The organism is Ensifer sp. 22521, from assembly GCF_052044795.1.
Classification (GTDB): domain Bacteria; phylum Pseudomonadota; class Alphaproteobacteria; order Rhizobiales; family Rhizobiaceae; genus Ensifer.
On sequence record NZ_JBQENM010000025.1, the window covers coordinates 17,478 to 40,118 of the forward strand.

The 22,641-nt window shown below is 62.7% G+C and carries 21 protein-coding genes and 1 pseudogene; 10 read left to right on the forward strand and 12 right to left on the reverse strand.

The window, feature by feature from the left end:
* Positions 1-83 precede the first annotated feature (83 nt).
* From ACTJKE_RS28555 to ACTJKE_RS28575, 5 genes are read right to left on the reverse strand one after another with little or no spacing between them, the layout of a single operon-like run.
* Positions 84-953 (reverse strand): ABC transporter permease, encoded by an 870-nt coding sequence (locus tag ACTJKE_RS28555; protein WP_057249044.1) that lies wholly within the window; start codon positions 951-953, stop codon positions 84-86.
* Positions 950-1,834: an ABC transporter permease gene (locus ACTJKE_RS28560; protein WP_057249045.1), complete on the reverse strand. Its 885-nt coding sequence runs from the start codon at positions 1,832-1,834 to the stop codon at positions 950-952. Before ACTJKE_RS28560 ends, ACTJKE_RS28555 begins: the two co-directional genes overlap by 4 nt.
* 2 nt (positions 1,835-1,836) lie before the next feature.
* The gene (locus ACTJKE_RS28565; RefSeq protein WP_440693196.1) at positions 1,837-2,172 is read right to left on the reverse strand and encodes a hypothetical protein; all 336 of its coding nucleotides are present in this window, start codon (positions 2,170-2,172) and stop codon (positions 1,837-1,839) included.
* Complete coding sequence (locus ACTJKE_RS28570) at positions 2,169-2,633, reverse strand: N-acetyltransferase family protein (RefSeq protein WP_440693198.1); 465 nt, start codon at positions 2,631-2,633, stop codon at positions 2,169-2,171. The genes ACTJKE_RS28565 and ACTJKE_RS28570 overlap by 4 nt, the downstream gene beginning before the upstream one ends.
* Complete coding sequence (locus ACTJKE_RS28575; protein WP_057249048.1) at positions 2,623-3,414, reverse strand: ABC transporter ATP-binding protein; 792 nt, start codon at positions 3,412-3,414, stop codon at positions 2,623-2,625. The genes ACTJKE_RS28570 and ACTJKE_RS28575 overlap by 11 nt, the downstream gene beginning before the upstream one ends.
* A gap of 121 nt (positions 3,415-3,535) precedes the next feature.
* Here ACTJKE_RS28575 and ACTJKE_RS28580 point away from each other — a divergent pair, with 121 nt between their 5' ends.
* On the forward strand, positions 3,536-3,949 hold the full coding sequence (locus tag ACTJKE_RS28580) for a cupin domain-containing protein (protein WP_440693200.1): 414 nt from the start codon (positions 3,536-3,538) through the stop codon (positions 3,947-3,949).
* 675 nt (positions 3,950-4,624) lie between these two features.
* Here the strand turns inward: ACTJKE_RS28580 and hydA are convergent.
* Positions 4,625-6,079: a dihydropyrimidinase gene (gene hydA, locus ACTJKE_RS28585; protein ID WP_057249050.1), complete on the reverse strand. Its 1,455-nt coding sequence runs from the start codon at positions 6,077-6,079 to the stop codon at positions 4,625-4,627.
* 185 nt (positions 6,080-6,264) lie between these two features.
* Complete coding sequence (locus ACTJKE_RS28590) at positions 6,265-7,515, reverse strand: Zn-dependent hydrolase (RefSeq protein WP_093234882.1); 1,251 nt, start codon at positions 7,513-7,515, stop codon at positions 6,265-6,267.
* Between the two features lie 283 nt (positions 7,516-7,798).
* On the opposite strand from ACTJKE_RS28590, the gene rutR reads away from it, so the two are divergent.
* Positions 7,799-8,452 carry an HTH-type transcriptional regulator RutR gene (gene rutR, locus ACTJKE_RS28595; protein ID WP_440693202.1) on the forward strand — a complete coding sequence of 218 codons (654 nt, stop codon included), beginning with the start codon at positions 7,799-7,801 and terminating at the stop codon, positions 8,450-8,452.
* Positions 8,453-8,467: 15 nt separating this feature from the next.
* Here the strand turns inward: rutR and ACTJKE_RS28600 are convergent, their stop codons facing one another.
* Both ACTJKE_RS28600 and ACTJKE_RS28605 read right to left on the reverse strand, forming a co-directional pair.
* Positions 8,468-9,397 carry a DMT family transporter gene (locus ACTJKE_RS28600; RefSeq protein ID WP_440693204.1) on the reverse strand — a complete coding sequence of 310 codons (930 nt, stop codon included), beginning with the start codon at positions 9,395-9,397 and terminating at the stop codon, positions 8,468-8,470.
* 37 nt (positions 9,398-9,434) lie between these two features.
* Entirely contained in the window at positions 9,435-11,111 is a 1,677-nt protein-coding gene (locus ACTJKE_RS28605; RefSeq protein WP_058320830.1) for an adenylate/guanylate cyclase domain-containing protein, read from the reverse strand.
* Here ACTJKE_RS28605 and ACTJKE_RS28610 point away from each other — a divergent pair.
* On the forward strand, positions 11,101-11,316 hold the full coding sequence (locus tag ACTJKE_RS28610; protein ID WP_158539398.1) for a hypothetical protein: 216 nt from the start codon (positions 11,101-11,103) through the stop codon (positions 11,314-11,316). The two genes, ACTJKE_RS28605 and ACTJKE_RS28610, sit on opposite strands and share 11 nt — an antisense overlap.
* Before the next feature lie 105 nt (positions 11,317-11,421).
* Here the strand turns inward: ACTJKE_RS28610 and ACTJKE_RS28615 are convergent, their stop codons facing one another.
* Complete coding sequence (locus ACTJKE_RS28615; RefSeq protein ID WP_440693207.1) at positions 11,422-12,321, reverse strand: LysR family transcriptional regulator; 900 nt, start codon at positions 12,319-12,321, stop codon at positions 11,422-11,424.
* A gap of 106 nt (positions 12,322-12,427) precedes the next feature.
* On the opposite strand from ACTJKE_RS28615, the gene ACTJKE_RS28620 reads away from it, so the two are divergent.
* Positions 12,428-13,456, forward strand: a complete 1,029-nt coding sequence (locus ACTJKE_RS28620; RefSeq protein WP_440693209.1) for a zinc-dependent alcohol dehydrogenase family protein — start codon at positions 12,428-12,430, stop codon at positions 13,454-13,456.
* 73 nt (positions 13,457-13,529) lie between these two features.
* On the opposite strand, the gene preA is transcribed toward ACTJKE_RS28620, so the two are convergent.
* Both preA and ACTJKE_RS28630 read right to left on the reverse strand, forming a co-directional pair.
* Positions 13,530-14,843, reverse strand: a complete 1,314-nt coding sequence (preA, locus tag ACTJKE_RS28625; protein ID WP_065374372.1) for an NAD-dependent dihydropyrimidine dehydrogenase subunit PreA — start codon at positions 14,841-14,843, stop codon at positions 13,530-13,532.
* A 20-nt stretch (positions 14,844-14,863) separates the two neighbouring features.
* On the reverse strand, positions 14,864-16,225 hold the full coding sequence (locus tag ACTJKE_RS28630) for an NAD(P)-dependent oxidoreductase (RefSeq protein ID WP_440693211.1): 1,362 nt from the start codon (positions 16,223-16,225) through the stop codon (positions 14,864-14,866).
* Between the two features lie 312 nt (positions 16,226-16,537).
* On the opposite strand from ACTJKE_RS28630, the gene ACTJKE_RS28635 reads away from it, so the two are divergent.
* The 6 genes and pseudogenes from ACTJKE_RS28635 to ACTJKE_RS28660 all read left to right on the forward strand — a co-directional run bounded on the left by ACTJKE_RS28635 (position 16,538) and on the right by ACTJKE_RS28660 (position 22,632).
* Positions 16,538-17,491 (forward strand): sugar-binding transcriptional regulator, encoded by a 954-nt coding sequence (locus tag ACTJKE_RS28635; RefSeq protein ID WP_057249058.1) that lies wholly within the window; start codon positions 16,538-16,540, stop codon positions 17,489-17,491.
* 198 nt (positions 17,492-17,689) lie between these two features.
* The gene (locus tag ACTJKE_RS28640; protein ID WP_057249059.1) at positions 17,690-19,000 is read left to right on the forward strand and encodes an ABC transporter substrate-binding protein; all 1,311 of its coding nucleotides are present in this window, start codon (positions 17,690-17,692) and stop codon (positions 18,998-19,000) included.
* A 142-nt stretch (positions 19,001-19,142) separates the two neighbouring features.
* Positions 19,143-20,015, forward strand: a complete 873-nt coding sequence (locus ACTJKE_RS28645; protein WP_057249060.1) for a carbohydrate ABC transporter permease — start codon at positions 19,143-19,145, stop codon at positions 20,013-20,015.
* Between the two features lie 5 nt (positions 20,016-20,020).
* The gene (locus tag ACTJKE_RS28650; RefSeq protein WP_057249061.1) at positions 20,021-20,851 is read left to right on the forward strand and encodes a carbohydrate ABC transporter permease; all 831 of its coding nucleotides are present in this window, start codon (positions 20,021-20,023) and stop codon (positions 20,849-20,851) included.
* 11 nt (positions 20,852-20,862) lie between these two features.
* Complete coding sequence (locus ACTJKE_RS28655; RefSeq protein ID WP_057249062.1) at positions 20,863-21,867, forward strand: ABC transporter ATP-binding protein; 1,005 nt, start codon at positions 20,863-20,865, stop codon at positions 21,865-21,867.
* A pseudogene (locus tag ACTJKE_RS28660) lies at positions 21,864-22,632 on the forward strand (L-iditol 2-dehydrogenase). The gene ACTJKE_RS28655 and the pseudogene ACTJKE_RS28660 overlap by 4 nt, the downstream one beginning before the upstream one ends.
* Positions 22,633-22,641 lie beyond the last annotated feature (9 nt).

Sequence of the window (22,641 nt, forward strand, 5' to 3'; positions counted from 1 at the left end):
TTTTGTTTCATTTTCTTTCAACTGCGCAATTCCGGACGGAAAACCGTTTCACACTTTTCCTGGAATTGCTCAGGCAGTATGCGTCAGGCGCGCCCTCCGCGGATGGAAGGATGCCAGAAGGTGACAGCACGCTCGATGAGCGCGACTACCCCGTAGAAGGCGGAGCCTGCGACCGCCGCGACGGCGATCTCGGCCCAGACCATGTCGACATTCATGCGTCCCACTTCCGTGGAAATCCGGAACCCCATGCCGACGATGGGAGTCCCGAAGAACTCGGCGACGATGGCGCCGATCAGCGCCAGCGTCGAGTTGATCTTCAGCGCGGTGAAGATGAACGGCCAAGCGGCCGGCAGGCGCAGCTTCACGAGCGTCTGCCACCAGGAAGCCGCATAGGTGCGCATCAGGTCGCGCTCCATGTGGCTGGCGGCGGCAAGGCCGGCGACCGTGTTCACCAGCATCGGGAAGAAGGTCATGATGACGACGACCGCGACCTTCGACTGCCAGTCGAAGCCGAACCACATGACCATGATCGGCGCGACGCCGATAACGGGGAGGGCGGAGACGAAGTTGCCGAGCGGCAAGAGGCCCTTCTGCAGGAACGGCGAGCGGTCGATGAGGATCGCGACGGCAAAGCCGAGGCCGCAGCCGAGCGCGTAGCCAATCAGCACCGCCTTCAGGAAGGTCTGGCGGAAGTCGGCGCCAAGCGTCGGCAGCGAATTGATCAGCTTCTGCCAGATCATGGAGGGTGCCGGCAGCAGCACGGACGGCACGGAGAAGCCGCGAACGATGCCTTCCCAGAGAACCAGGATGGTGATGCCGAAGAGCAAGGGCACGGCAAATCGTGCGGCGCTGTTGGCGACGTCGCTTTGGAATTTTTGGCGCACCAGCCACTCGTTGAAGGCCCAGGCGGCGAGCCAGAAGATGATCGCTGCTGCAAGGACTGGCAGGTTCATGGCTTGGCTCCCATGCGCTTCAGGACGGCGGTGTGGGCAAAGCCGACGATCATGACGAGGACAGCGGCGAGTGCTGCCGCCATGAAGAGGGCCGCCCAGATCTGCACCGTCTGGCCGTAATAGGAACCGGCGAGCAGGCGGGCGCCGAGGCCGGCGACAGCACCGGTCGGCAGCTCGCCAACGATCGCGCCGACCAGCGAGATGGCAACGGCAACCTTCAGCGAGGTGAAGAGATAGGGCATGGACGACGGCCAGCGCAGCTTCCAGAAGGTCTGTGCCGATGAGGCGTAATAAGTGTGCATCAGATCGAGCTGGATCGTTTCCGGACTACGTAGCCCCTTCACCATGCCGACGACGACGGGGAAGAAGGAAAGGTAAGTGGAAATCAGCGCCTTCGGCAGCAGGCCGGAGATGCCGATGGCGTTCAAGACGACGATGATCATCGGCGCGATGGCGAGGATCGGGATCGTCTGGCTGGCGATCACCCACGGCATCAGCGAACGATCCATGGCGCGGTTGTGCACGATGCCGACCGCGAGCAGGATGCCGAGTGCTGCACCGATGCCGAAGCCGAGCAGGGTTGCCGAGAGCGTGATCCAGGCGTGGTAGACGAGGCTGCGTTTCGACGTGATTGCCTTGTTGAACGTCGTATCCCAGATCTCGGCGATCACCTGGTGCGGCGCCGGCAGCACCGGTCGCTCCTGCGCCATGGTGTTGCGCATGATCTCGGAGAAGGTGATTTCGGTGCCGGCGCGCGCCGCCGTGTCGCGCTCGAAGGGCGCGTTCAGGAACACGACTGCGACGTACCAGAGCGCGATCAGCAGCACGACGACGGTGCCGACCGGCAGCAACTTGTCCCTGAGAAAGCTTGGTTCCTGCATCGTCACGCCTTTCCGCTTGCGGGGAACAACATCAGGCCCATGGCGAGGATGCCGAGAAGGACACCGGCGGCCTGTGTGAGGCTCAACCGTTCACCAAAGACCGCAAAGGCGATGATGTTGACGAGCACGAGTTGCACGATCGCCGAAAGCGAGATTGCAAGGCCGAGACCACCTTCGCGCATCAGCTTCACCATGATGATATTGCCGATCACGTAGAGCCCAAGCGCGAGGAAGAGCATGCCGAGGTGATTGTTCGAAACATAGGCGCGCGAGGCGGTCGCGCCGCCGAGGAAGATCGTCGTTGCCAGCAGCATCCAGAGGCCATAGGCGAGGTTCATGCCTGCATCTCCCTGGCCTGCCAGCGATAGAGGATATCCGGCAGCTTCTCTTCGTTGTCGCCGTCCGTGCGCCGCACGACTTCGAAGCCCTGGTGCTGGTAGAAGCGCTGGGCATCACGATTGTGTTCGAAGGTCCAGAGATTGAGCTCTTCCGGAGACAAGTCCCTGGCGGCCTGCACGAGCTGCGAGCCGATGCCGGCGCCGCGGTGAGGCGCATCGATGTAGAGCGCCGTGACATAGCGGTCGTCGGAAAGCGCAAGGAAGCCGGCGACGTCGTTCTTCCGCTCTGCCACGATCACCCTGCGTTCGGCAAACACTATGTCGGCGTAGTAACGCTCGACATCGGCATGATCGTGCACGCGCGGCATCCACGGTGTGGTGTCGATCCAGCGGTTGAGGATGCCGGCGCAGGCGGCCATGTCGGTCCGTTCGGCCGGGCGGATTACGGCACTATTCGTCATAGCTGTGTCCCGCGCGCAGGCCCTCGCGAACGCGATGGGCAATCTCCAGGAATTCCGGCGTCTCGCGAATGCCGAGCGGGCGTTCGCGCGGCAGCGTCGATTCGATGACGTCGGTGACGCGGCCGGGACGCGGGCTCATCACCACGATCTTGGTCGAGAGATAGACAGCCTCGGGGATCGAGTGGGTAACGAAACAGATCGTCTTGTTGGTGCGGGCCCAGAGCTTCAACAGCTGTTCGTTGAGGTGATCGCGGACGATCTCGTCGAGCGCGCCGAAGGGTTCGTCCATCAGGAGAAGATCGGCATCGAAGGCGAGTGCACGGGCGATCGAGGCGCGCTGCTGCATGCCGCCAGAGAGCTGCCAGGGATATTTCTTGCCGAAGCCCGTGAGATTGACGAGGTCGAGCGTGCGCTCGATGCGCGCCTTCTTCTCTTCCCTCGAATAGCCCATGATCTCCAGCGGCAGGGCGATGTTGTTCTCGATCGTCCGCCAGGGATAAAGCGCTGCCGCCTGGAACACGTAGCCATAGGCGCGCTGTTTGCGTGCTTCCTCGGGCGTCATGCCGTTGACGCTGATCTTGCCGGAGCTCGCCTTTTCGAGATCGGCGATCACTCTGAGAAACGTCGTCTTGCCGCAGCCGGACGGGCCGATGAAAGAAACGAAGTCACCCTTGGCGACGTCCAGATTGACGCCGGTCAGCGCATGCACCGGTCCATCGGCGGTTTCGAAAGTCAGGCAGAGGTCCCGGGCCGAAACCACGGATGCGGTATTGGACGTCATCGGCGAATACTCATTCTGGCTGGTCTGTGTCAGACTGCTATCCGGACCGGCAACATGCAATCGCGGATTTGTGTGCGGGGCCGTTTGTTGCTGGTTTTTCAGGGAATTCTGGAGAACGGTCATGTCTCGATCATCCAATCCGGGCTGTCGCGTGGTTCGTCCTGAAGGCGTGCAGGCCGGCCAGCAGGGGCTCAACTATTTCGAGGGCATTGCGGCCGAGACCGTAGGTGCGACCGGGCCCTGCATGCATATCGTCACGATCCCGCCCGGCGCGCGCGCCAAGGCGCATCTGCATGAGAGCCACGAGACGGCGATCTATGTGCTTTCGGGCGAAGCCTGGACCTGGTTTGGCGAGAAGCTGGAGGAGCACGTCGTCGCGCGGGTCGGTGACATGGTCTATATCCCCGCCGGCATGCCGCACCTGCCGGAGAACCGTTCGAATGAGCCCTGTTCGGCCGTCATCGCGCGCACCGATCCGAAGCAGATGGAAAGCGTTGTGCTTCTGCCCGAGCTCGACGCGCTCGTGCCCGCCTGACGCCGCCCGCGCCGAAGTGCCCCGCCGATTTGGCGGGACATGTCCGTTGGGACAGAGTTGCGGGGGGAGATCAGCCAAGCTGACAGAGGGAGGCAAGCGCAGCGACCGGACAGACAGCACGCGGACCATTAGGATCGTCCTCCGCTTGTCTTGGTCGCTGAGGTTACGGGAAATCCCAGCTTGCGTGAGAAATAGAAGGCTGCTCCGCCTGCGGCACCGCCGATCGCACAGGCCGTGAGAAGCAGGTGATCCTGTAATCCCATCGTGGGATCGAACAGGCCTGTTTCCTCTATTCTCGCGTGTGTTTCTCCGAGCCACGATGTCGCGAGCCCGATCAGAAGGACGGCTGCGAACGTTAACCCGACGCACATCACCCCCTGCGACGCAGTGATAGGCCAAGTTTCGCCGGTCAAACCGCTCCATGAGCAAATAAAGGCCGAAACTCGCCGGAGCAAAGACGACCAATGCGATGAACGATGCGCAGAAAGGCACGAGGATGCCGGCAGGAATGAGAACCTGTAACGGAACGCTGGCAACCGATTTGGGATCAACGATCATCAGCAGTGCAGATGCCGTATACGTGCCGGCGAGGGCAGCCGCGGCGTGGAGCCGCGGAAACCAAACCTGGCGCTGAAGGGCAGGCATCGGCAACACCCAGTTCGCGTTCTCCTTCATTCAGACGCCGGTGGCCGGAATGCCGGTGCGCTGGACGGCGCGCGGTGCCGTGACTTCCTTCCAGGTAGAAAGAGCGGAGCTGACGGCCGGGAACGGATCGCGGCGGACGAATTCGCCGTGGCCTTCGCGGGTCTTGATCGTGCTTTCCTCGATCGCGACGACGCCGCGGGTCAGCGTGTAGCGTGGCAGGCCCTTCACCTCCTTGCCCTCGAAGACGTTGTAGTCGATCGCCGACTGCTGGTTCTTGGCCGAGATGGTCTTGGTGCGCTTCGGGTCCCAGACGACCAAGTCGGCATCGGCGCCGACGAGGATCGCGCCCTTCTTCGGGTAGATGTTGAGGATCTTGGCGATGTTGGTCGAGGTGACCGCCACGAACTCGTTCATGGTGATGCGGCCGGTGTTGACGCCATGGGTCCAGAGCATCGGCATGCGGTCTTCGAGACCGCCGGTGCCGTTGGGGATCTTGGTGAAGTCGCCGAGGCCGGAGCGTTTCTGTTCGCTTGTAAAGGCGCAATGGTCGGTCGCGACCACCTGCAGCGAGCCCGAGGCGAGACCGGCCCAGAGTGAGTCCTGATGCAGCTTGTTGCGGAAGGGTGGCGACATCACGCGGCGGGCCGCATGGTCCCAGTCCTTGTTGAAATATTCGGTTTCATCCAGCGTCAGATGCTGGATCAGCGGCTCGCCGAAGACGCGCATGCCCTTGGCCCGGGCCCGGCGGATCGCCTCATGCGCCTGCTCGCAGGAGGTGTGCACGATATAGACCGGGCAGCCGGCCATGTCGGCGATCATGATCGCGCGGTTGGTTGCTTCGCCCTCGACTTCGGCCGGCCGCGAATAGGCGTGTGCCTCCGGACCGTTGTTGCCTTCGGCAAGCAGCTTCGCCTGGAGCTGGGCGACGACATCGCCGTTTTCCGCGTGCACGAGCGGCAGCGCGCCGAGGGCTGCGCAGCGCTGGAAGGACGAGAACATCTCGTCGTCGTCGACCATCAGCGCGCCCTTATAGGCCATGAAGTGCTTGAAGGTGTTGATGCCCTTGTCCTTAACGATGGTCTCCATCTCGTTGAAGACCTGCTCGCTCCACCAGGTGATCGCCATGTGGAAGGAATAGTCGCAGTTGGCGCGGGTAGACTTGTTGTCCCACATGGTGAGCGCTTCGAGCAGCGACTGGTTGGGGGAGGGCAGCGCGAAATCGACCACCATGGTCGTGCCGCCGGCAAGTGCCGCACGCGTGCCGCTTTCGAAATCGTCCGAGGAATAGGTGCCCATGAAGGGCATTTCGAGATGGGTGTGCGGGTCGATGCCGCCCGGCATGATGAAACAGCCGCTCGCATCCAGCGTCTCGTCACCGGAAAGATTGGGGCCGATCTCGACGATCCTGCCGCCCTCGATCTTGACGTCCGCCTTGTAGGTCAGGTCGGCCGTGACGATGGTTCCACCCTTGATGACAGTGCTCATGGTACTTGATCCTCGCGATTGCGCTTCCGGCGCCTACAGCGCCGCGCGTGTTTTAATACGCGCTAAGGTCGTTGTAGCATTTTAGATTTGCTGCATAATTTCCCCTTAAATCGATCCCGATTTAAGGAATTATGCAGTAGGCGGCCGCCACGAAAAAGGGCGGAACTTTCGTCCCGCCCGCAAACTCATTCGACGATTTCAGCCGTTTCGACGACGGCGTGGAAGAGGACGTCGGCGCCGGCGCTGGCCCACTCCTTGGAGATATCCTCCGCCTCGTTGTGGCTGAGGCCACCGACGCAAGGGCACATGATCATCGTCGTCGGCGCCACCTTGGCGGCCCAGCAGGCGTCGTGGCCGGCGCCCGAGATGATGTTCATGTGGCTGTAGCCGAGCCGTTCGGCGGCATCGCGCACGGCGGTAACCAGTTTCGGGTCGAAGGTCACCGGTTCGAAGTGGCCGATCGCCTCGATGGAACAGCCGACGCCGAGCGGCTCGGTGATCTTTGGCGCTTCGGCCTCGATCCTGGCGCGCATGCGATCGAGCTTCTCCTTGTCGGGCGAGCGGATATCAACGGTGAAGACCACCTTGCCCGGCAGAACGTTGCGGGAATTGGGGGAGAAGACCACCTGGCCGACGCCACCGACGGCACCCGGCTGGTTCACCATGGCAACACTCTGGACCATTTCCATGATGCGGGCCATGGCGAGGCCGGCATTGACGCGCATGTTCATCGGCGTCGAGCCGGTATGGGCTTCGCGTCCCGTCAGCGTGAACTCCAGCCACCAGAGGCCCTGACAGTGGGTGACGACGCCGATGTCCTTCCCCTCGGCTTCGAGGATCGGGCCCTGCTCGATATGGTATTCGAAATAGGCATGCATCCTGCGGGCGCCGACCTCTTCGTCGCCGACCCAGCCGATGCGTTTCAATTCATCGCCGAAGGTCTTTCCTTCCGGATCCTTGCGGCCATAGGCGAAGTCCTGGCTGTGCACGCCGGCAAAGACGCCGGAGGCGAGCATGGCCGGCGCGAAGCGTGCGCCTTCCTCGTTCGTCCAGTTGGTAACGACGACCGGGTGCTTGGTCTTGATGCCGAGGTCGTTCATCGAGCGAATGACTTCGAGGCCGGAGAGCACGCCCAACACACCGTCGAACTTGCCGCCGGTCGGCTGGGTGTCGAGATGCGAACCGACATAGACGGGCAGAGCGTCCGGGTCGGTGCCGGCGCGTGTGAAGAACATGTTGCCCATACTATCGACGCCCATGGTGAGGCCGGCCGTCTCGCACCAGGACTCGAACAACCGGCGCCCTTCGGCGTCCGCGTCGGTCAATGTCTGGCGGTTATTGCCGCCAGCAACGCCAGGGCCGATCTTGGCCATTTCCATAAGTGAATCCCACAGGCGGTCGGCATTGACACGCATGTTCTCGCCAGGTGCAGCCACGGCGGTCTCCTCATCTTTTCAGGGCCTTGCCTCAATCGGCGCGCCCTTATGTTCCCTTGGTCAAATCCAGGCTTGGTTTTTTCTGGTGCCCTTCGATCAGCCGTTGCCTTTGGCGGTGAACTGGCTGATAATTTGACCGGTTGGTAAACATTACAACTTCCATTGCGGCACTCAAGCCGGAAAAGCAAAAAAACGAAGTTGTTGCCCAAGAAGATGGCGAGGCCGGAAATTGGGCAGATCGGTTCTTGCGCGGCGAGGCGCGCGGGGATCGCCAGGGGGACAGATGGTACTACCGAGAGCGGCCAGGACCCAGAGGCGGACACGCATCCAGGAAGAGAAAGAAGAGCGCATTCTGGAAGCGGCGCTTGAAGTCTTCTCCGCCAATGGTTTCCGCGGCGCGACCGTCGACCAGATCGCCGAAGTGGCGGGCATGTCGAAGCCCAATTTGCTTTATTATTTCCGCACGAAGGAAGCGATGCACCGGGCGCTGATCGACCGGGTGCTCGATACCTGGCTCGATCCCCTGCGCGAGTTCAATGCCGAGGGAAATCCGGTCGCCGAGATCCGCAGCTACATCCGGCGCAAGCTCGAAATGGCCCGCGACTATCCGCGCGAAAGCCGGCTCTTCGCCAACGAGGTGCTGCAGGGTGCTCCGCATATCGAGGACGAGCTCAAGGGGCCGTTGAAGGCGCTGGTCGACGAGAAGGCGGAGGTGATCCGCGCCTGGGCGAAAGCCGGCAAGATCGCCAAATGCGACCCCTACCACCTGATCTTTGCGATCTGGTCAACGACCCAGCATTATGCCGACTTCGACGTGCAGGTACGCGCCGTGCTTGGCCAGGGCAATGCCGGCGAGGGACGGTTCGAAGACGCAGCGCGCTTTTTGGAGCGGCTCTTTGTCGACGGGCTGCAGGTCAGCGAGCAGCCGGCGGTCTGAGCCGCCCGCACATCTTCAATCGGGCAGCAGCGCCATCAGGAGCAGGCCGCAGCCCGTGGTCAGCGCGCCGGCAAGAACCGGCAGGCTGGTCCAGCCGTGGCCGAGCAGCCCTTCGAGCAGAATGATGAAGCTCGGCGTCAAATAGCCATAGCCGAGCACCTTGGATGCCGGCAGCCGCATCGAAGCATATTGCAGCAGCAGGAAGGTGATGGCGGTGGTGACGACGGCGAGATAGAGGACGGCGACCCAGACGATCGCGGGAAGCGCTGTAAAGTCCGTGGTGATGAGACCGATGCCACCGGGCACCAGCAGCCAGGGCACGGTGAAGACCGCGACCCAGAAGCCGAAGGCGAAGGGGTTTTCCTGTCGGCCGAACTTGCGGATCAGCGGCACATAGATCGCGTGGCAGACGACGCCGACGAAGAAGATTAGCTCGCCCTGGCCGATATCGAAGGCAAGGATCGCCTGGATATTGGCGCGGAAGATCACCCAGACGGCGCCGAGGGCTGCGATGATGAGGCCCGCGAGCACGCCCGGGCGCGTGCGCTGGCCGAGCAGCAGATAGGCGAAACCGGCGCTGAGCAACGGCATCAGGGTGAAGACCGCGCCGGTGGAAACCGGGTTGGTGAATTCCAGCGCCTTGAACATCGTCAGCATGTAGACGGCGATCAGGCCGCCGAGGATCACGAAGCGCCACGATTGCTTGGGGAAGTGAAAAGGCACGCGCGCATAGCCGAAGGTCATCAGCCCCAGCACGATGACAGTCAGCAGATAGCGCCAGAGCGTCAGCGGTCCGGCGCCCATGTGCTGGGTTGCAAGACCACCGAAAGAGAAGGAACCGGCGATCAAAATGGCAAAGCTCATCATCGCCAGATGTGCCCTCAGCTTCTCGATGCCTTTGGCGTGAACCTGATGGGGCGTTTTCGGGGATACGTCCTGCTTCATTCACGATTCCGGGGAGTATGAGGGCGGGGATACCAACCTAAGCGTTTGACGGCGTTGGTTGCAAGGCCGCGGAGATTCGCGCGGCATCCTCGACGATCCAGGTTTCGAGTGTCGCCTGCCGGCCGCGCAGGCCGATGTCCAGCCGCTCGTGTCCTTCGATCACGAGACCCGCCCGATTGACGAGTTCGGCGGAGACGGCGAGTTGCACGTCGTGCTCTTTGGCGAGGCCTTCCAAGCGGCTGGCGGTGTTGATCGTGTCGCCGACGGCCGTCAGCGACGTCGCCTGGCCGTAGCCGATCTCACCGATGATGGCTGGGCCGGAGTGCAGCCCCATCGCGATGCGCAGCGGTTCGTCTAGTTCGCCGCGGAAGGTCTGGTTGAGCGTCTCGATGCCCTTGGATATCCGCACGGCGGCGGCGAGCGACTGCCGGCAGGCCTCGGTATAGGAACTCTTGAGGCCGAAGATCGCGAGCGCGCCATCGCCGATAAACTTGTCGATGACGCCGCCGGAATCCTCGACCGCTTCGCCCACCATCTCGAAGTAGCGGTTGAGCAGGAACACTGTGTCGAAGGGCAGCTTGTGTTCGGCAATGCTGGTAAAACCGCGCATGTCGCAGAAGAGCACGGCGATGCGTCGCTCCCGGCCTTCGCCGCCCTCGCGTCCGATCTGTTTCTTGATGCCGAGGCTGTCGCTGTCGAGGATCGGCACGACGGTCACGTTGTGCACAGGGCGGAACTGGCAGGCGAGACGGACATTGTCGGGCGCGCCGATACGGGTCAGCGTCGCAAGCTCGGCGTCCTCGGGGGCAGGCTGGTCTTCCAATCCCTGGATGACGCGGACGCGGCAGGTCGAGCAACGCCCGCGGCCGCCGCAGACCGAGACATGCGGGATACCGGCGGCGCGGCTTGCTTCCAGCACGCTGAAGCCGAGATTGACGGTTGCGGTCCGCCCATCGGGATAACGGACGCGAATGCGGCCACCCTTCGGCATGGCCCGCAGCAGGAAGGTGCCACCGATCAGCCCACCGAAACCGAGATAGAGGCCGAGGCGGATGTCCTCGAGAAGCGTGAGATCGACCGCCGGCTTGGTGTAGGCCCTGTCGCCGTAGCCACCGTGTTCTTCATAGTTGCTCTCGATCGAGCGGGCGCCGCTGACGAAGCCGAGCAGCGCGAAGATCGGCACGAGGATTGCGACTGTGTAAAGCAGGATTTCATAGCGCGGGAACCAGGGGCGACCGCGCATCCAGAACCAGGCGCCGAGGCAACCATGGCCCCAGACGAGCAAGAGGGCGACCGATTGCCTGATGGCGTTGACGGAGTTCGACCAGAGTATCCGGAGCATGTCCGGGTAATCCGTATCGACGCCTGTGAAGAGCGGTTCGACGCGCGCGGCGGTAACATGGCCGATCAGCAGAAACGGTAGGCTGAGACCGAAGATGATCTTCAGCGCTTCGCGTGCCGGCATTCTGAGCGTCTGCCGGCGGTAGATGCTTTCGAGCGCCATGGCGAAATGCAGCAGCAGGGCGCCGTAGAGGAGCACCGTGCCGGGGACGCTGTGCCAGATGAGATTGAACGCCTTGCGGGCGGTTTCCATCGCTTCGATGGAAATGAGACCGAGCGAATGGTTGAAGAAATGGGCCAGCACGAACGAACCGAGTATCGCCCCGGATACGAGGTGCATTCGCTTGCGTCGGTTGGCCGAAATGATCGTCAAGCAAAAGTCCGGCTCTGCCGGAGCTTTGTCCGGCCGCAGTTTCAAAACCGTCGGAAGATGCGTCGCCGATCCCGGATCGAACGTCACGCACCCCCGGTGTGAGTTCTCCCTTATTATCCAGATCGCGCGGGCCGACAACTTACCATTTTTACACAATCTGTTTCGTTTTCGTGTCCTGTTCGTTATCGGCGGGGAGCGCTATTGAGCGGGGTTCGGTGCCGTCGTTCGAACGGGTTCGCCACATGCATGTCGAACTCCCCATGCTTTTGGCTTGTGATGGCGGCGCCGGAAACAGCGGCCACCGCTTGCTTCATTCCATCATGGCCGGCAGGCGTGCGGCAAGCGTATCGATGAGCAGCCGCAGCTTTGGCGGCATGTATTGGGTTTTCGGCCAGACGACATAGGCGCCATAGGAGAGCGCCGGCGCATCGGCGAGAATCCGGACCAGCGAGCCGGCGGCGATTCGGTTTCCCACGAGCCAGCACGGCAGCCAGGCGATACCGAAGCCGTCGGCTGCCGCGTCGGCGATTGAGGTCAGGTCATCGAGCCGCAGCCGCGCCGGCGGCGTGATCGCCTGGGGCTGGCCGGCCTTGACGGGAAAAGACCAGGCGAGCGGCTGTCCGCTGCGCCGATAGAGGATCGCCTGATGCGACATCAGGTCATCGATCGTTCCAGGCGTGCCGTTTGCTTCAAGATAGGCCGGTGAAGCGCATACGATCATGCGCTGGTCGGCGATCTTGCGCGTCATCAGTTCGGGATCGCTCCTCAGCGGGCCGGAGCGGATGGCGAGATCGAAGCCGTCCTCGATGAGGTCGACGTTGCGGTCGCTGAAGTTGAGATCGAATTCCAGGTGCGGATGCAGCCGGAGCAGTTCCGACAGCAGCGGCATGATGCATTGGCGGCCGAAATGCACAGGCATCGACAGGCGCAGGCGGCCCCGGATCTCCTGTTTGCCCGATTCCAGCAGCGCCTCTCCGGCCCTGATTTCGCCGAGCGCCCTCAGGCAGTTTTCGTAGAACAGCTGGCCTTCGTCGGTCAGGCTCTGGGTGCGGGTGGTGCGATGGAAGAGGCGAACGCCCAGCCTCTGTTCCAGCTTGGCGACCGTTTTGCCGACTGCCGAGCGCGACAGGTTGAGCCTTTCGGCCGCTGCAGAAAAGCCGCCGGCGTCTACCGCTTCCACGAACACCGAAACTCCGTTCAGGTAGCTCATATTTGTATCCCTGGTGGAACCAATATGGCGAAATCATATCGCAACTGGAGAGATAAATTCAACGCTATGGTTTCTTCATCAGCTCAAACCGATGAAAGGAAAGATTATGGCAAGACTAATGAAGGAATGGACGATCGATACATTCGGCGCCTCGAACCTGAAGGTCACCGAGCGGCGCGTTCCTGAGCCGGGTGCGGGCGAGGTGCTCGTTCGCACCACCGCCTTGTCGCTCAACTTTCGCGACAAGCTGGTGCTGGAAAACGGCATGGGCATGCCGCTCGTCTTCCCCTTCGTCCCAGGATCCGACATGGCCGGTGTGGTCGAAACGGTCGGCCGTGACGTCACACGGTTTCAGCCGGGCGATCGCGTCATCTCCGTATTCGACCCAACCTGGGTTGACGGTCAAAAACCAGGGACCGCCCGACATCCGACGTCGTTTGCACTCGGCGGCCTCAACCCAGGCGTCGCTTCCGAATATGTCGCCTTCCCCGAGAACTGGTTCGTGAAGGCGCCCGAGAGCCTCGACGATGGCGAGGCGAGCACCTTGCCCTGTGCCGGGCTGACCGCCTGGTTCGCGCTGGTCGAGAAGGGGCATCCGAAGGCCGGTGACCGCGTCGTCGTGCAGGGCACCGGCGGTGTTTCACTGTTCGGGCTGCAGATCGCCAAGGCGCACGGGGCCGAAGTGATCGTGACATCGGCCAGTCAGGAAAAACTCGAACGTGCGCGCGCGCTTGGAGCCGATCATGGCGTAAACCGGCTGTCGGAAGACTGGGCGGAGCGTGTTCTCGAGATTACCGGCGATCATGGCGCGGACCATGTCCTCGAGCTTGCCGGTGGCGCCAATCTCGGCAAGTCGCTGCAGGCGGTGGCAATGCAGGGGCGGATCTCTGTCATCGGCGTGCTCGAAGGCGGCGAGATTTCGGCGCCGGCGCCATTCGTGCTGTTGAAGTCGCCGGTCATCCAGGGCATCGGCGTCGGCCATCGCCGGGCACTGGAGGATCTGGTCGGTGCCATCGATCGGACCGGGATCAAGCCGGTCATCGATGCCCGCTACCGCTTTTCTGACTTGCCCGAAGCGTTAGCGCATCTCGATCGCGGGCCGTTCGGCAAGGTGGTCGTCGAGTTCCGGGGTTGAAAGACAAAGCCGCCGGATGGATTTTCCGGCGGCTTTGCTTGATGCGATCGCGGGCGAACCCTTGTGGGCGCCCTTACTCCGCGGCCTGGCGGGCCATCGGGTTATTGGGATGGGTCGTCCAGTTGGCGTAGTTCGGGTCGACAGGCTTGCCGGTGCGCTGGTCGATTGTGCCGGCCGGCAGTTCTTCCATGGTGATGCAGTTTTCGACGGGACAGACGCTGACGCAGAGATTGCAGCCGACGCACTCGTCTTCCATTACCTCGAAGTGGCGTACGCCGTTGACGAACTGGGTGATCGCCTGGTGCGAGGTGTCTTCGCAGACGATGTGACAGCGGCCGCATTTGATGCAGGCATCCTGATCGATCTTGGCCTTGGCGATGTAGTTGAGGTTGAGGTACTGCCAGTCGGTGACATTCGGCACCGCGCGGCCGGTGATGTCGTCGAGGTCACGGTGACCCTTCGCATCCATCCAGTCCGAAAGGCCCGAGATCATTTCCTGGACGATCTTGAAGCCGTAGGTCATCGCCGCGGTGCAGACCTGCACGTTGCCGGCGCCAAGCACCAGGAACTCGGCCGCATCGCGCCAGGTGGTTATGCCGCCGATGCCGGAGATCGGCAGGCCGTAGGTTTCGGGATCGCGGGCGATTTCGGCGACCATGTTGAGCGCGATCGGCTTGACCGCCGGGCCGCAATAGCCGCCATGGGTGCCCTTGCCGCCGACCGTCGGGTTCGGGGCGAAGTTGTCGAGATCGACGGACACGATCGAGTTGATCGTGTTGATCAGCGACACGGCGTCGGTGCCGCCGGCCTTGGCGGCGCGGGCCGGCTTGCGGATGTCGGTGATATTCGGCGTCAGCTTGGTGATGACCGGCATGCGCGTGTACTGCTTGCACCAGCGCACGACCATTTCGATGTATTCCGGCACCTGTCCGACCGCAGCACCCATGCCGCGCTCGGACATGCCGTGCGGACAGCCGAAGTTGAGCTCGATGCCGTCGGCGCCGGTTTCTTCCACCAGCGGCAGGATCGCCTTCCACGCCTCTTCCTCGCAGGGCACCATGATCGAGGCGATCAGGGCCCGGTCCGGCCAGTTCATCTTGACCTGCTTCATTTCCCGCAGGTTCACATAAAGGTCGCGGTCGGTGATGAGCTCGATATTGTTGAAGCCCAACAGCCGGCGGTCGGCACCCCAGATCGCGCCGTAGCGCGGTCCGTTGACGTTGACGACCGGCGGTCCTTCTTCGCCGAGCGTTTTCCAGACGACGCCGCCCCAGCCCGCCTTGAAGGCGCGCTCGACGTTATAGGCCTTGTCCGTCGGCGGGGCGGATGCCAGCCAGAACGGGTTCGGGGATTTGATGCCGACGAAGTTATTGCGAAGATCAGCCATTGGTTTCTCCTCCCGATCCTTTAGGCAACTGCGCTCGCATGCGGCGCTGCCGCGGCGAGGGCCTGGTTGATCGATTCAGCCGCATCGCGGCCCATGGCGACGGCCGAGACGGTGAGGTCTTCGCCGCCGAGCACGCAGTCGCCACCGGCCCAGACGTTGTCGATCGAGGTTCGCCCTTCGGCATCGGTGACGATACGGCCGCCTTCAAGCTGCAGGGCGCCAAGGCCGCTTCCGAGGAAGCTCTGGCCGATTGCCTTGAAGATCTGATCGGCGGCAATGATACCCGTTTCGCCGGTCGCCGTCAGCTTTCCGTCTTCAAGCGTGGTGTATTCCAGCTCGATGCCTGCGACCTTGCCGTCCTTTTCGGCAATGCGCTTCGGCTGCAGCCAATGGCGGATGGTGACGCCCTTGGAGGTGGCGAGATCCTGCTCGAACTCGGAGGCGTTCATGTGCTCTTTGCCGCGGCGATAACAGATCGTTACCTCTTCGGCGCCGAGCAGCTTTGCCTGGACGGCGGCGTCGATCGCGGTCATGCCGCCGCCGAGGACGACGACACGGCGCCCGACGGGGATGTCGGCCTTCGTCTTCGACTGACGCAGCGCTGCGATGAAGTCGACGGCATCTTCGACGCCCTCGGCGTTCTCGCCTTCCATGCGCAGGGCATTGACGCCGACGAGGCCGAGACCGAGGAAGACGGCGTCATACTGCTCGGAAAGCTCGGCAAGGCTGAACTCCCGGCCGAGTGCCTGGCCGTTGCGAACCTCGATGCCGCCGATCGACAGCACGTAGTCGACTTCCTTCTGGGCGAAGTCGTCGACCGACTTGTAGGCGGCAATGCCGTATTCGTTGAGGCCGCCCGACTTCGGACGGGCGTCGTAGATCACGACGTCGTGGCCCTTGACGGCGAGCCGATGGGCCGCCGCCAGTCCCGCCGGTCCGGCGCCGACGACGGCGACCTTACGGCCGGAGGAAGCGGCGCGGGTGTAGAACTGCTTGTTCTCCATCATCGCCACGTCGGTCGCATAGCGCTGCAGGCGGCCGATCTCGACGGGCCGTTCCTCGGCGGTGTTGCGAACGCAGGCCTGTTCGCAGAGCGTTTCGGTGGGACAGACGCGGGCACACATGCCGCCCAGGATGTTCTGGTCGAAGATCGTCTTGGCCGATCCGATCGGGTTTCCGGTCGATATCTGCCGAATGAACAGCGGGATATCGATGGAGGTGGGACAGGCCGTCATGCACGGCGCGTCATGACAGAAATAACAGCGGTCGGAAGCGACGAGGGCCTCGTGCTTGTCGAGCGGCGGATGGAGGTCGGAGAAATTGTTCTCGTACTCCCCGAGCGGCAGGCGGCCGCCGAGGATCCCAGATTGTGTCGTTCCCATTTTTGGCTCCCAATGTTTTCTCAGGATGATGGAACGGTAACACGCTTTATTTTTTTATCAAACGGTAAAAGTTTGCGGTCGAAATCACCGGAAAGCCTTGTGATCCCGGGCTTTTCTGCCGGCGCGCCAAGCCATTGTTCTTGGCCGATGTTTGACAGGACAGGACAAATAGTGGCAGCAAATTAGAGCGGGATGAGGAATGGTGTTTGCGGTTTTTCGGCCGCTCCCCGCTCTAACTTAAGAGAATCGATCACGATGTCTTTGGGGAGTTCGACCCAAAATCATCGTCATTCGGGGGAACGGAGAACAGGCATGGCGCGCAGGGGCGAGGCGAACAACAGGCTTGATGATGCCGCCCGGGCGGGCTGGCTATACTATGTCGCCGGCCGCACCCAGGACGAGATCGCGACCGTCATGGGGATTTCGCGCCAATCGGCGCAGCGGCTCGTTTCTCTCGCCATGTCCGAGCGGCTGATCAAGGTTCGGCTCGACCATCCGATCGCCGCATGTCTGGAGGCGGCGGCGGGCCTGCGCGACAGATACGGGCTGAAGCATGTGGAGGTCGTGCCGAGCGATCCGGGGTCGACCTCGACGACCGTCGGCATTGCCGAGGCGGGTGCTGCCGAAATCGAGCGCTGGCTGAAGTTGCCGGAGCCGCAGGTGTTGGCGATCGGTACCGGACGCACGCTGAAGGCGGCGGTCGACCAGCTGCCGCCGATGGAATGTCCGCAGCACCGCATCGTTTCGCTCACCGGCAATATCGGCCTCGACGGCTCGGCCGCCTATTACAACGTCATCTTCAGCATGGCCGATGCGGTCAAGGCGCGGCATTTTCCGATGCCGCTGCCCGTGCTCGCCGCCTCGCCGGAGGAGAGGGAAGTGCTGCACAGCCAGAGCCTGGTTCAGGTGGCCCTGAAGCTCGGCGCAGAAGCCAATGTCGCCTTCGTCGGCGTCGGCGAACTCGGCCCGGACGCGCCGCTTTGCCAGGACGGGTTCCTGGCGCAGGACGAGATGGCCGGTCTTACCAGAGCTGGCGCGGCCGGCGAAATCTGCGGCTGGATGTTCGACCATGACGGCGTATTGCTCTCCGGCAGCTTCAACGAACGCGTCGCTTCGGTGCCGCTTCCCTCGCGGGACAAGGCGTCGGTGATCGGCCTTGCCAAGGGGCGGCGCAAGTACGAAGCGCTGTGGGCGGCCGTGAAGGGTGGAATCATCAACGGTCTTATCACCGATGAGGCGACGGCGCGCTATCTGCTCAACGCCTGATCGCAAAGAGCGCGTCCGTTAAAAGGCCGGCCCAGCGCCGGCCTTTCGCACTTGCGTAAAGAAAAAATCGGCAATCAAAACAATCTTCTAATGTTTCTGTGTGCGGCGCAGCAACGATTGCGCATTGACAATTTGTCATGAGAAGTGAGTAATTGCCCATGAGCGAGGCAAATGCTCAATTCTTCTGGGAGGAAGTCGATGAACTTGAGAACTTTCCTGCTGGGCACGTGCTCGGCAGTCGCGCTGTCGGGTCTGGCCCAAGCAGAAACCCTGACGATCGCGACCGTGAACAACGGCGACATGATCCGGATGCAGAAGCTGACGGAGGATTTCACGTCCAAGAATCCGGACATTCAACTCGAGTGGGTGACGCTCGAGGAAAACGTGCTGCGCCAGCGCGTGACGACCGACATCGCCACCAAGGGCGGCCAGTACGACATCATGACGATCGGCACCTATGAAGTGCCGATCTGGGCGAAGCAGGGCTGGCTGCTGCCGCTCGACAATCTCGGCGCCGACTACGACGTCGACGACCTCCTGCCGGCGATCCGCTCCGGCCTGACCATCGACGGCAAGCTCTATGCTGCGCCGTTCTACGGCGAAAGCTCGATGGTGATGTACCGCAAGGACCTGTTCGAGAAGGCGGGGCTCACCATGCCCGACGCGCCGACCTGGGACTTCATCGCCGACGCGGCGCGCAAGATCACCGACAAGAACAACGAACTCTACGGCATCTGCCTGCGCGGCAAGGCCGGCTGGGGCGAGAACATGGCCTTCCTGACGGCGACCGCGAACGCCTTCGGCGCCCGCTGGTTCGACGAGAACTGGAAGCCGCAGTTCGATCAGCCGGAATGGAAGAACGCACTCGACTTCTACGTCAAGCTGATGAACGACGCCGGACCGCCCGGCGCTTCCTCGAACGGCTTCAACGAAAACCTGTCGCTGTTCCAGACCGGCAAGTGCGGCATGTGGATCGATGCGACGGTTGCGGCCTCCTTCGTCACCAACCCGAAGGAATCGACCGTTGCCGACAAGGTCGGCTTCGCGCTCGCTCCGGACACCGGCCTCGGCAAGCGCGGCAACTGGCTCTGGGCCTGGAACCTCGCGATCCCCGCCGGCTCGCAGAAGGTCGCTTCGGCCGAGAAGTTCATCGCCTGGGCAACCGGCAAGGACTATCTGAAGCTCGTGGCTGACAAGGAAGGCTGGGCGAACGTACCTCCGGGCACGCGAACCTCGCTCTACGCCAACCCCGAGTACCAGAAGGCGGCGCCGTTCGCGAAGATGACGCTCGACTCGATCAACGCGGCCGATCCGAAGAACCCGGCCGTCAAGCCGGTGCCCTATGTCGGCGTGCAGTTCGTGGCGATCCCTGAATTCCAGGGTCTCGGCACGGCGGTCGGCCAGCAGTTCTCGGCGGCCCTTGCCGGTCAGATGAGCGTCGACGATGCGCTTGCCAGCGCCCAGAAGCTGACCGAACGCGAAATGACCAAGGCCGGTTACATCAAATAGCGCTCCCAAGGGCCCGGGGTGCCGGCCGCAAATGGCTGGCGCCCCGGTAATTCCCGGAGGCGGCCACTGGGCTCGTGCGGACAAACGCGCCGGCCCGGCCCGATCTCGAAACAGCATTGAATTCCTTCATTGGGGGGACGCCATGGCGACCTTGCACACCCGCTCCGCCGCGCGGCTGATGATCGCGCCTTCGGTGCTTCTGCTTCTGGCCTGGATGATCGTTCCGCTGGCCATGACCATCTACTTCTCGTTCCTGCGCTACAATCTGTTGATGCCGGGGATGGAGGAGTTCGCCGGCTTTTCGAACTACAGCTACTTCCTCACCGATCCCGCCTTCTTCCAGGCGATCTTCAACACGCTCGCGATCGTGCTCGGTGTGCTGTTCATCACCGTCGTCGGCGGCATCGCACTGGCGCTGTTGCTCGACCAGCCGATGTTCGGGCAGGGGATCGTGCGCATCCTGGTGATCGCGCCGTTCCTGATCATGCCGACGGTCGCCGCACTCGTCTGGAAGAACATGTTCATGAATCCGGTCAACGGGCTCTTCGCCTGGGTGGCCAAGCTCTTCGGGCTGCAGCCCTTCGACTTTCTCGCCAATGCACCGCTGATGTCGGTGATCCTGATCGTCGCCTGGCAATGGCTGCCCTTTGCGACGCTGATCCTTCTGACGGCCCTGCAGTCGCTCGATGAAGAGCAGAAGGAAGCCGCACAGATGGACGGCGCCGGCGCCTGGAGCCGCTTCATCTATCTGGTGCTGCCGCATCTCTCGCGCGCCATCACCGTGGTGATCCTGATCCAGACGATCTTCCTGCTCTCGGTCTTCGCCGAGATCCTGGTGACGACCAATGGCGGGCCGGGTACGCAGAGCACGAACCTCACCTTCCTCGTCTATGCGCAGGCCCTGCTGCAGTTCGACGTGGGCGGCGCATCCGCCGGCGGCATCATCGCCGTCATCCTCGCCAACATCGTCGCATTCTTCCTGATGCGCATGATCGGCAAGACGCTGGAGGCTTGAGAACCATGGCACGCAATGTCTCCACCCAAAGAAAGATCGTCGTTACCGTCGTCGCCTGGACGATCGGCATCCTGATCTTCTTCCCGATCCTCTGGACGTTCCTGACGAGCTTCAAGACCGAGGCCGAGGCGATCGCCTCGCCGCCGTCCCTGTTCTTCTTCGACTGGACGACGGAGAACTATCACGAGGTGCAGAGCCGATCGAATTACTTCCTGCACTTCATGAACTCGGTCGTCGTCTCCTTCGGCTCGACGCTGATCGGCCTGATAATCGCCATTCCGTCCGCCTGGGCGATGGCGTTCTCGCCGACCAAGCGCACCAAGGACGTCCTGATGTGGATGCTCTCCACCAAGATGATGCCGTCGGTCGGCGTTCTGGTGCCGATGTATCTGATGTTCCGCAACACCGGCCTGCTCGACACCCGTACCGGCCTCGTCATTGTGCTGACGCTGATCAACCTGCCGATCATCATCTGGATGCTCTACACCTACTTTAAGGAGATCCCCGGCGAAATCCTGGAGGCCGCCCGCATGGACGGCGCCTCGCTCTCCAAGGAGATCATCTATGTGCTGACGCCGATGGCGATCCCCGGCATCGCCTCGACGCTTCTGCTCAACATCATCCTCGCCTGGAACGAGGCGTTCTGGACGCTGAACCTCAGTGCCGCGAAAGCCGCGCCGCTGACTGCCTTCATCGCCTCCTATTCGAGCCCCGAAGGCCTGTTCTACGCCAAGCTCTCGGCCGCCTCGACCATGGCGATCGCCCCCATCCTCATACTCGGCTGGTTCTCGCAGAAACAGCTCGTACGCGGCCTCACCTTCGGCGCGGTCAAATAAGGGATACGACAATGGGAAGCATTACACTCAGCAAGGTTTCGAAGGTCTTCGGCGCCCATGCCGTCATCCCCTCGATCGACCTCGACATCAACAATGGCGAGTTCGTCGTCTTCGTCGGCCCGTCCGGTTGCGGAAAGTCGACGCTGCTCAGGCTGATCGCCGGCCTGGAAGATGTCAGCGACGGCGACATCGTCATCGATGGCAAGAACGCCACCGAACTGCCGCCGGCACAGCGCGGCCTGTCGATGGTGTTCCAGTCCTACGCGCTCTATCCGCACATGAGCGTGCGCTCGAACATCGCCTTTCCGCTGAAGATGGCGGGCGAGGACAAGGCCGTCATCGACAAGAAGGTGTCGGATGCGGCGCGCGTGCTGAACCTTACCGATTATCTCGACCGCAAGCCGCGGCAGCTTTCCGGCGGTCAGCGCCAGCGCGTCGCGATCGGCCGGGCGATCGTGCGCCAGCCGAAGGCCTTCCTGTTCGACGAGCCGCTGTCGAACCTCGATGCAGCGCTTCGCGTCAACATGCGGCTGGAGATCAGCCAGCTGCACCAGGACCTGAAGACGACGATGATTTACGTCACCCACGATCAGGTGGAGGCCATGACCATGGCCGACAAGATCGTGGTGCTCAATCGTGGGCGCATCGAGCAGGTCGGCTCGCCGCTCGACCTCTACCACAAGCCGGACAATCTGTTCGTCGCGGGCTTCATCGGTTCGCCGCGCATGAATATCGTCACTGGTCCTGCGGCTTCTGCCTATCAGGCGCATACGATGGGCATCCGCCCCGAGCATCTGGCGCTCTCCAAAGATAGTGGCAGCTGGCAGGGCACGGTCGGCGTCGCCGAACACCTCGGCTCCGACACCTTCCTGCACGTCAATGTCGACGACGGCATCGGCACGGTGACGGCGCGCGTCAGCGGCGACTTTGCCGTCACCCACGGCGATCGCGTGTTCCTGACGCCGGACCCACAGCGCGTCCACAGGTTCGACGACAAGGGGTTGGCAGTGCGATGAGAAGGCTCGAAGGTAAAAGCGCGCTGATCACCGGGTCTGCGCGGGGGATCGGCCGTGCCTTCGCGGAGGNTCCGCGAAGGCGCCACGGTCGCGATCGCCGACATCAATATCGAACGGGCACGGCAGACGGCCTCCGAGATCGGTGCCGGCGCCTACGCGGTCGAGATGGACGTGACGCAGCAGGCATCGATCGATGCTGCGATCGCAGCGGTCGTCAGGCAAGCGGGCGGCCTCGATATCCTCGTCAACAATGCAGCACTCTTCGACCTTGCGCCGATCGTCGAAATCACCCGCGAAAGCTATGACCGGCTGTTTTCGATCAATGTTGCCGGCACGCTGTTCGCGCTGCAGGCGGCCGCAAAGCAGATGATCGCCCAGGGCAGGGGCGGCAAGATCATCAACATGGCGAGCCAGGCGGGCCGCCGCGGCGAAGCGTTGGTCGCGATCTATTGCGCCACCAAGGCGGCGGTCATCAGCCTTACCCAGTCGGCCGGCCTCAACCTCATCAAGCACGGCATCAACGTCAACGCGATCGCGCCCGGTGTGGTCGACGGCGAGCACTGGGACGGCGTCGACGCGCTGTTTGCCAAATACGAAAACCGCCCGCTCGGCGAAAAGAAGAAGCTGGTTGGCGCGGAGGTGCCCTATGGGCGCATGGGAACGGCCGAGGACCTGACCGGAATGGCGATCTTCCTCGCCTCAGCCGAGAGCGACTACGTCGTCTCGCAGACCTACAACGTCGACGGCGGCAACTGGATGAGCTGAGCCTGCGCA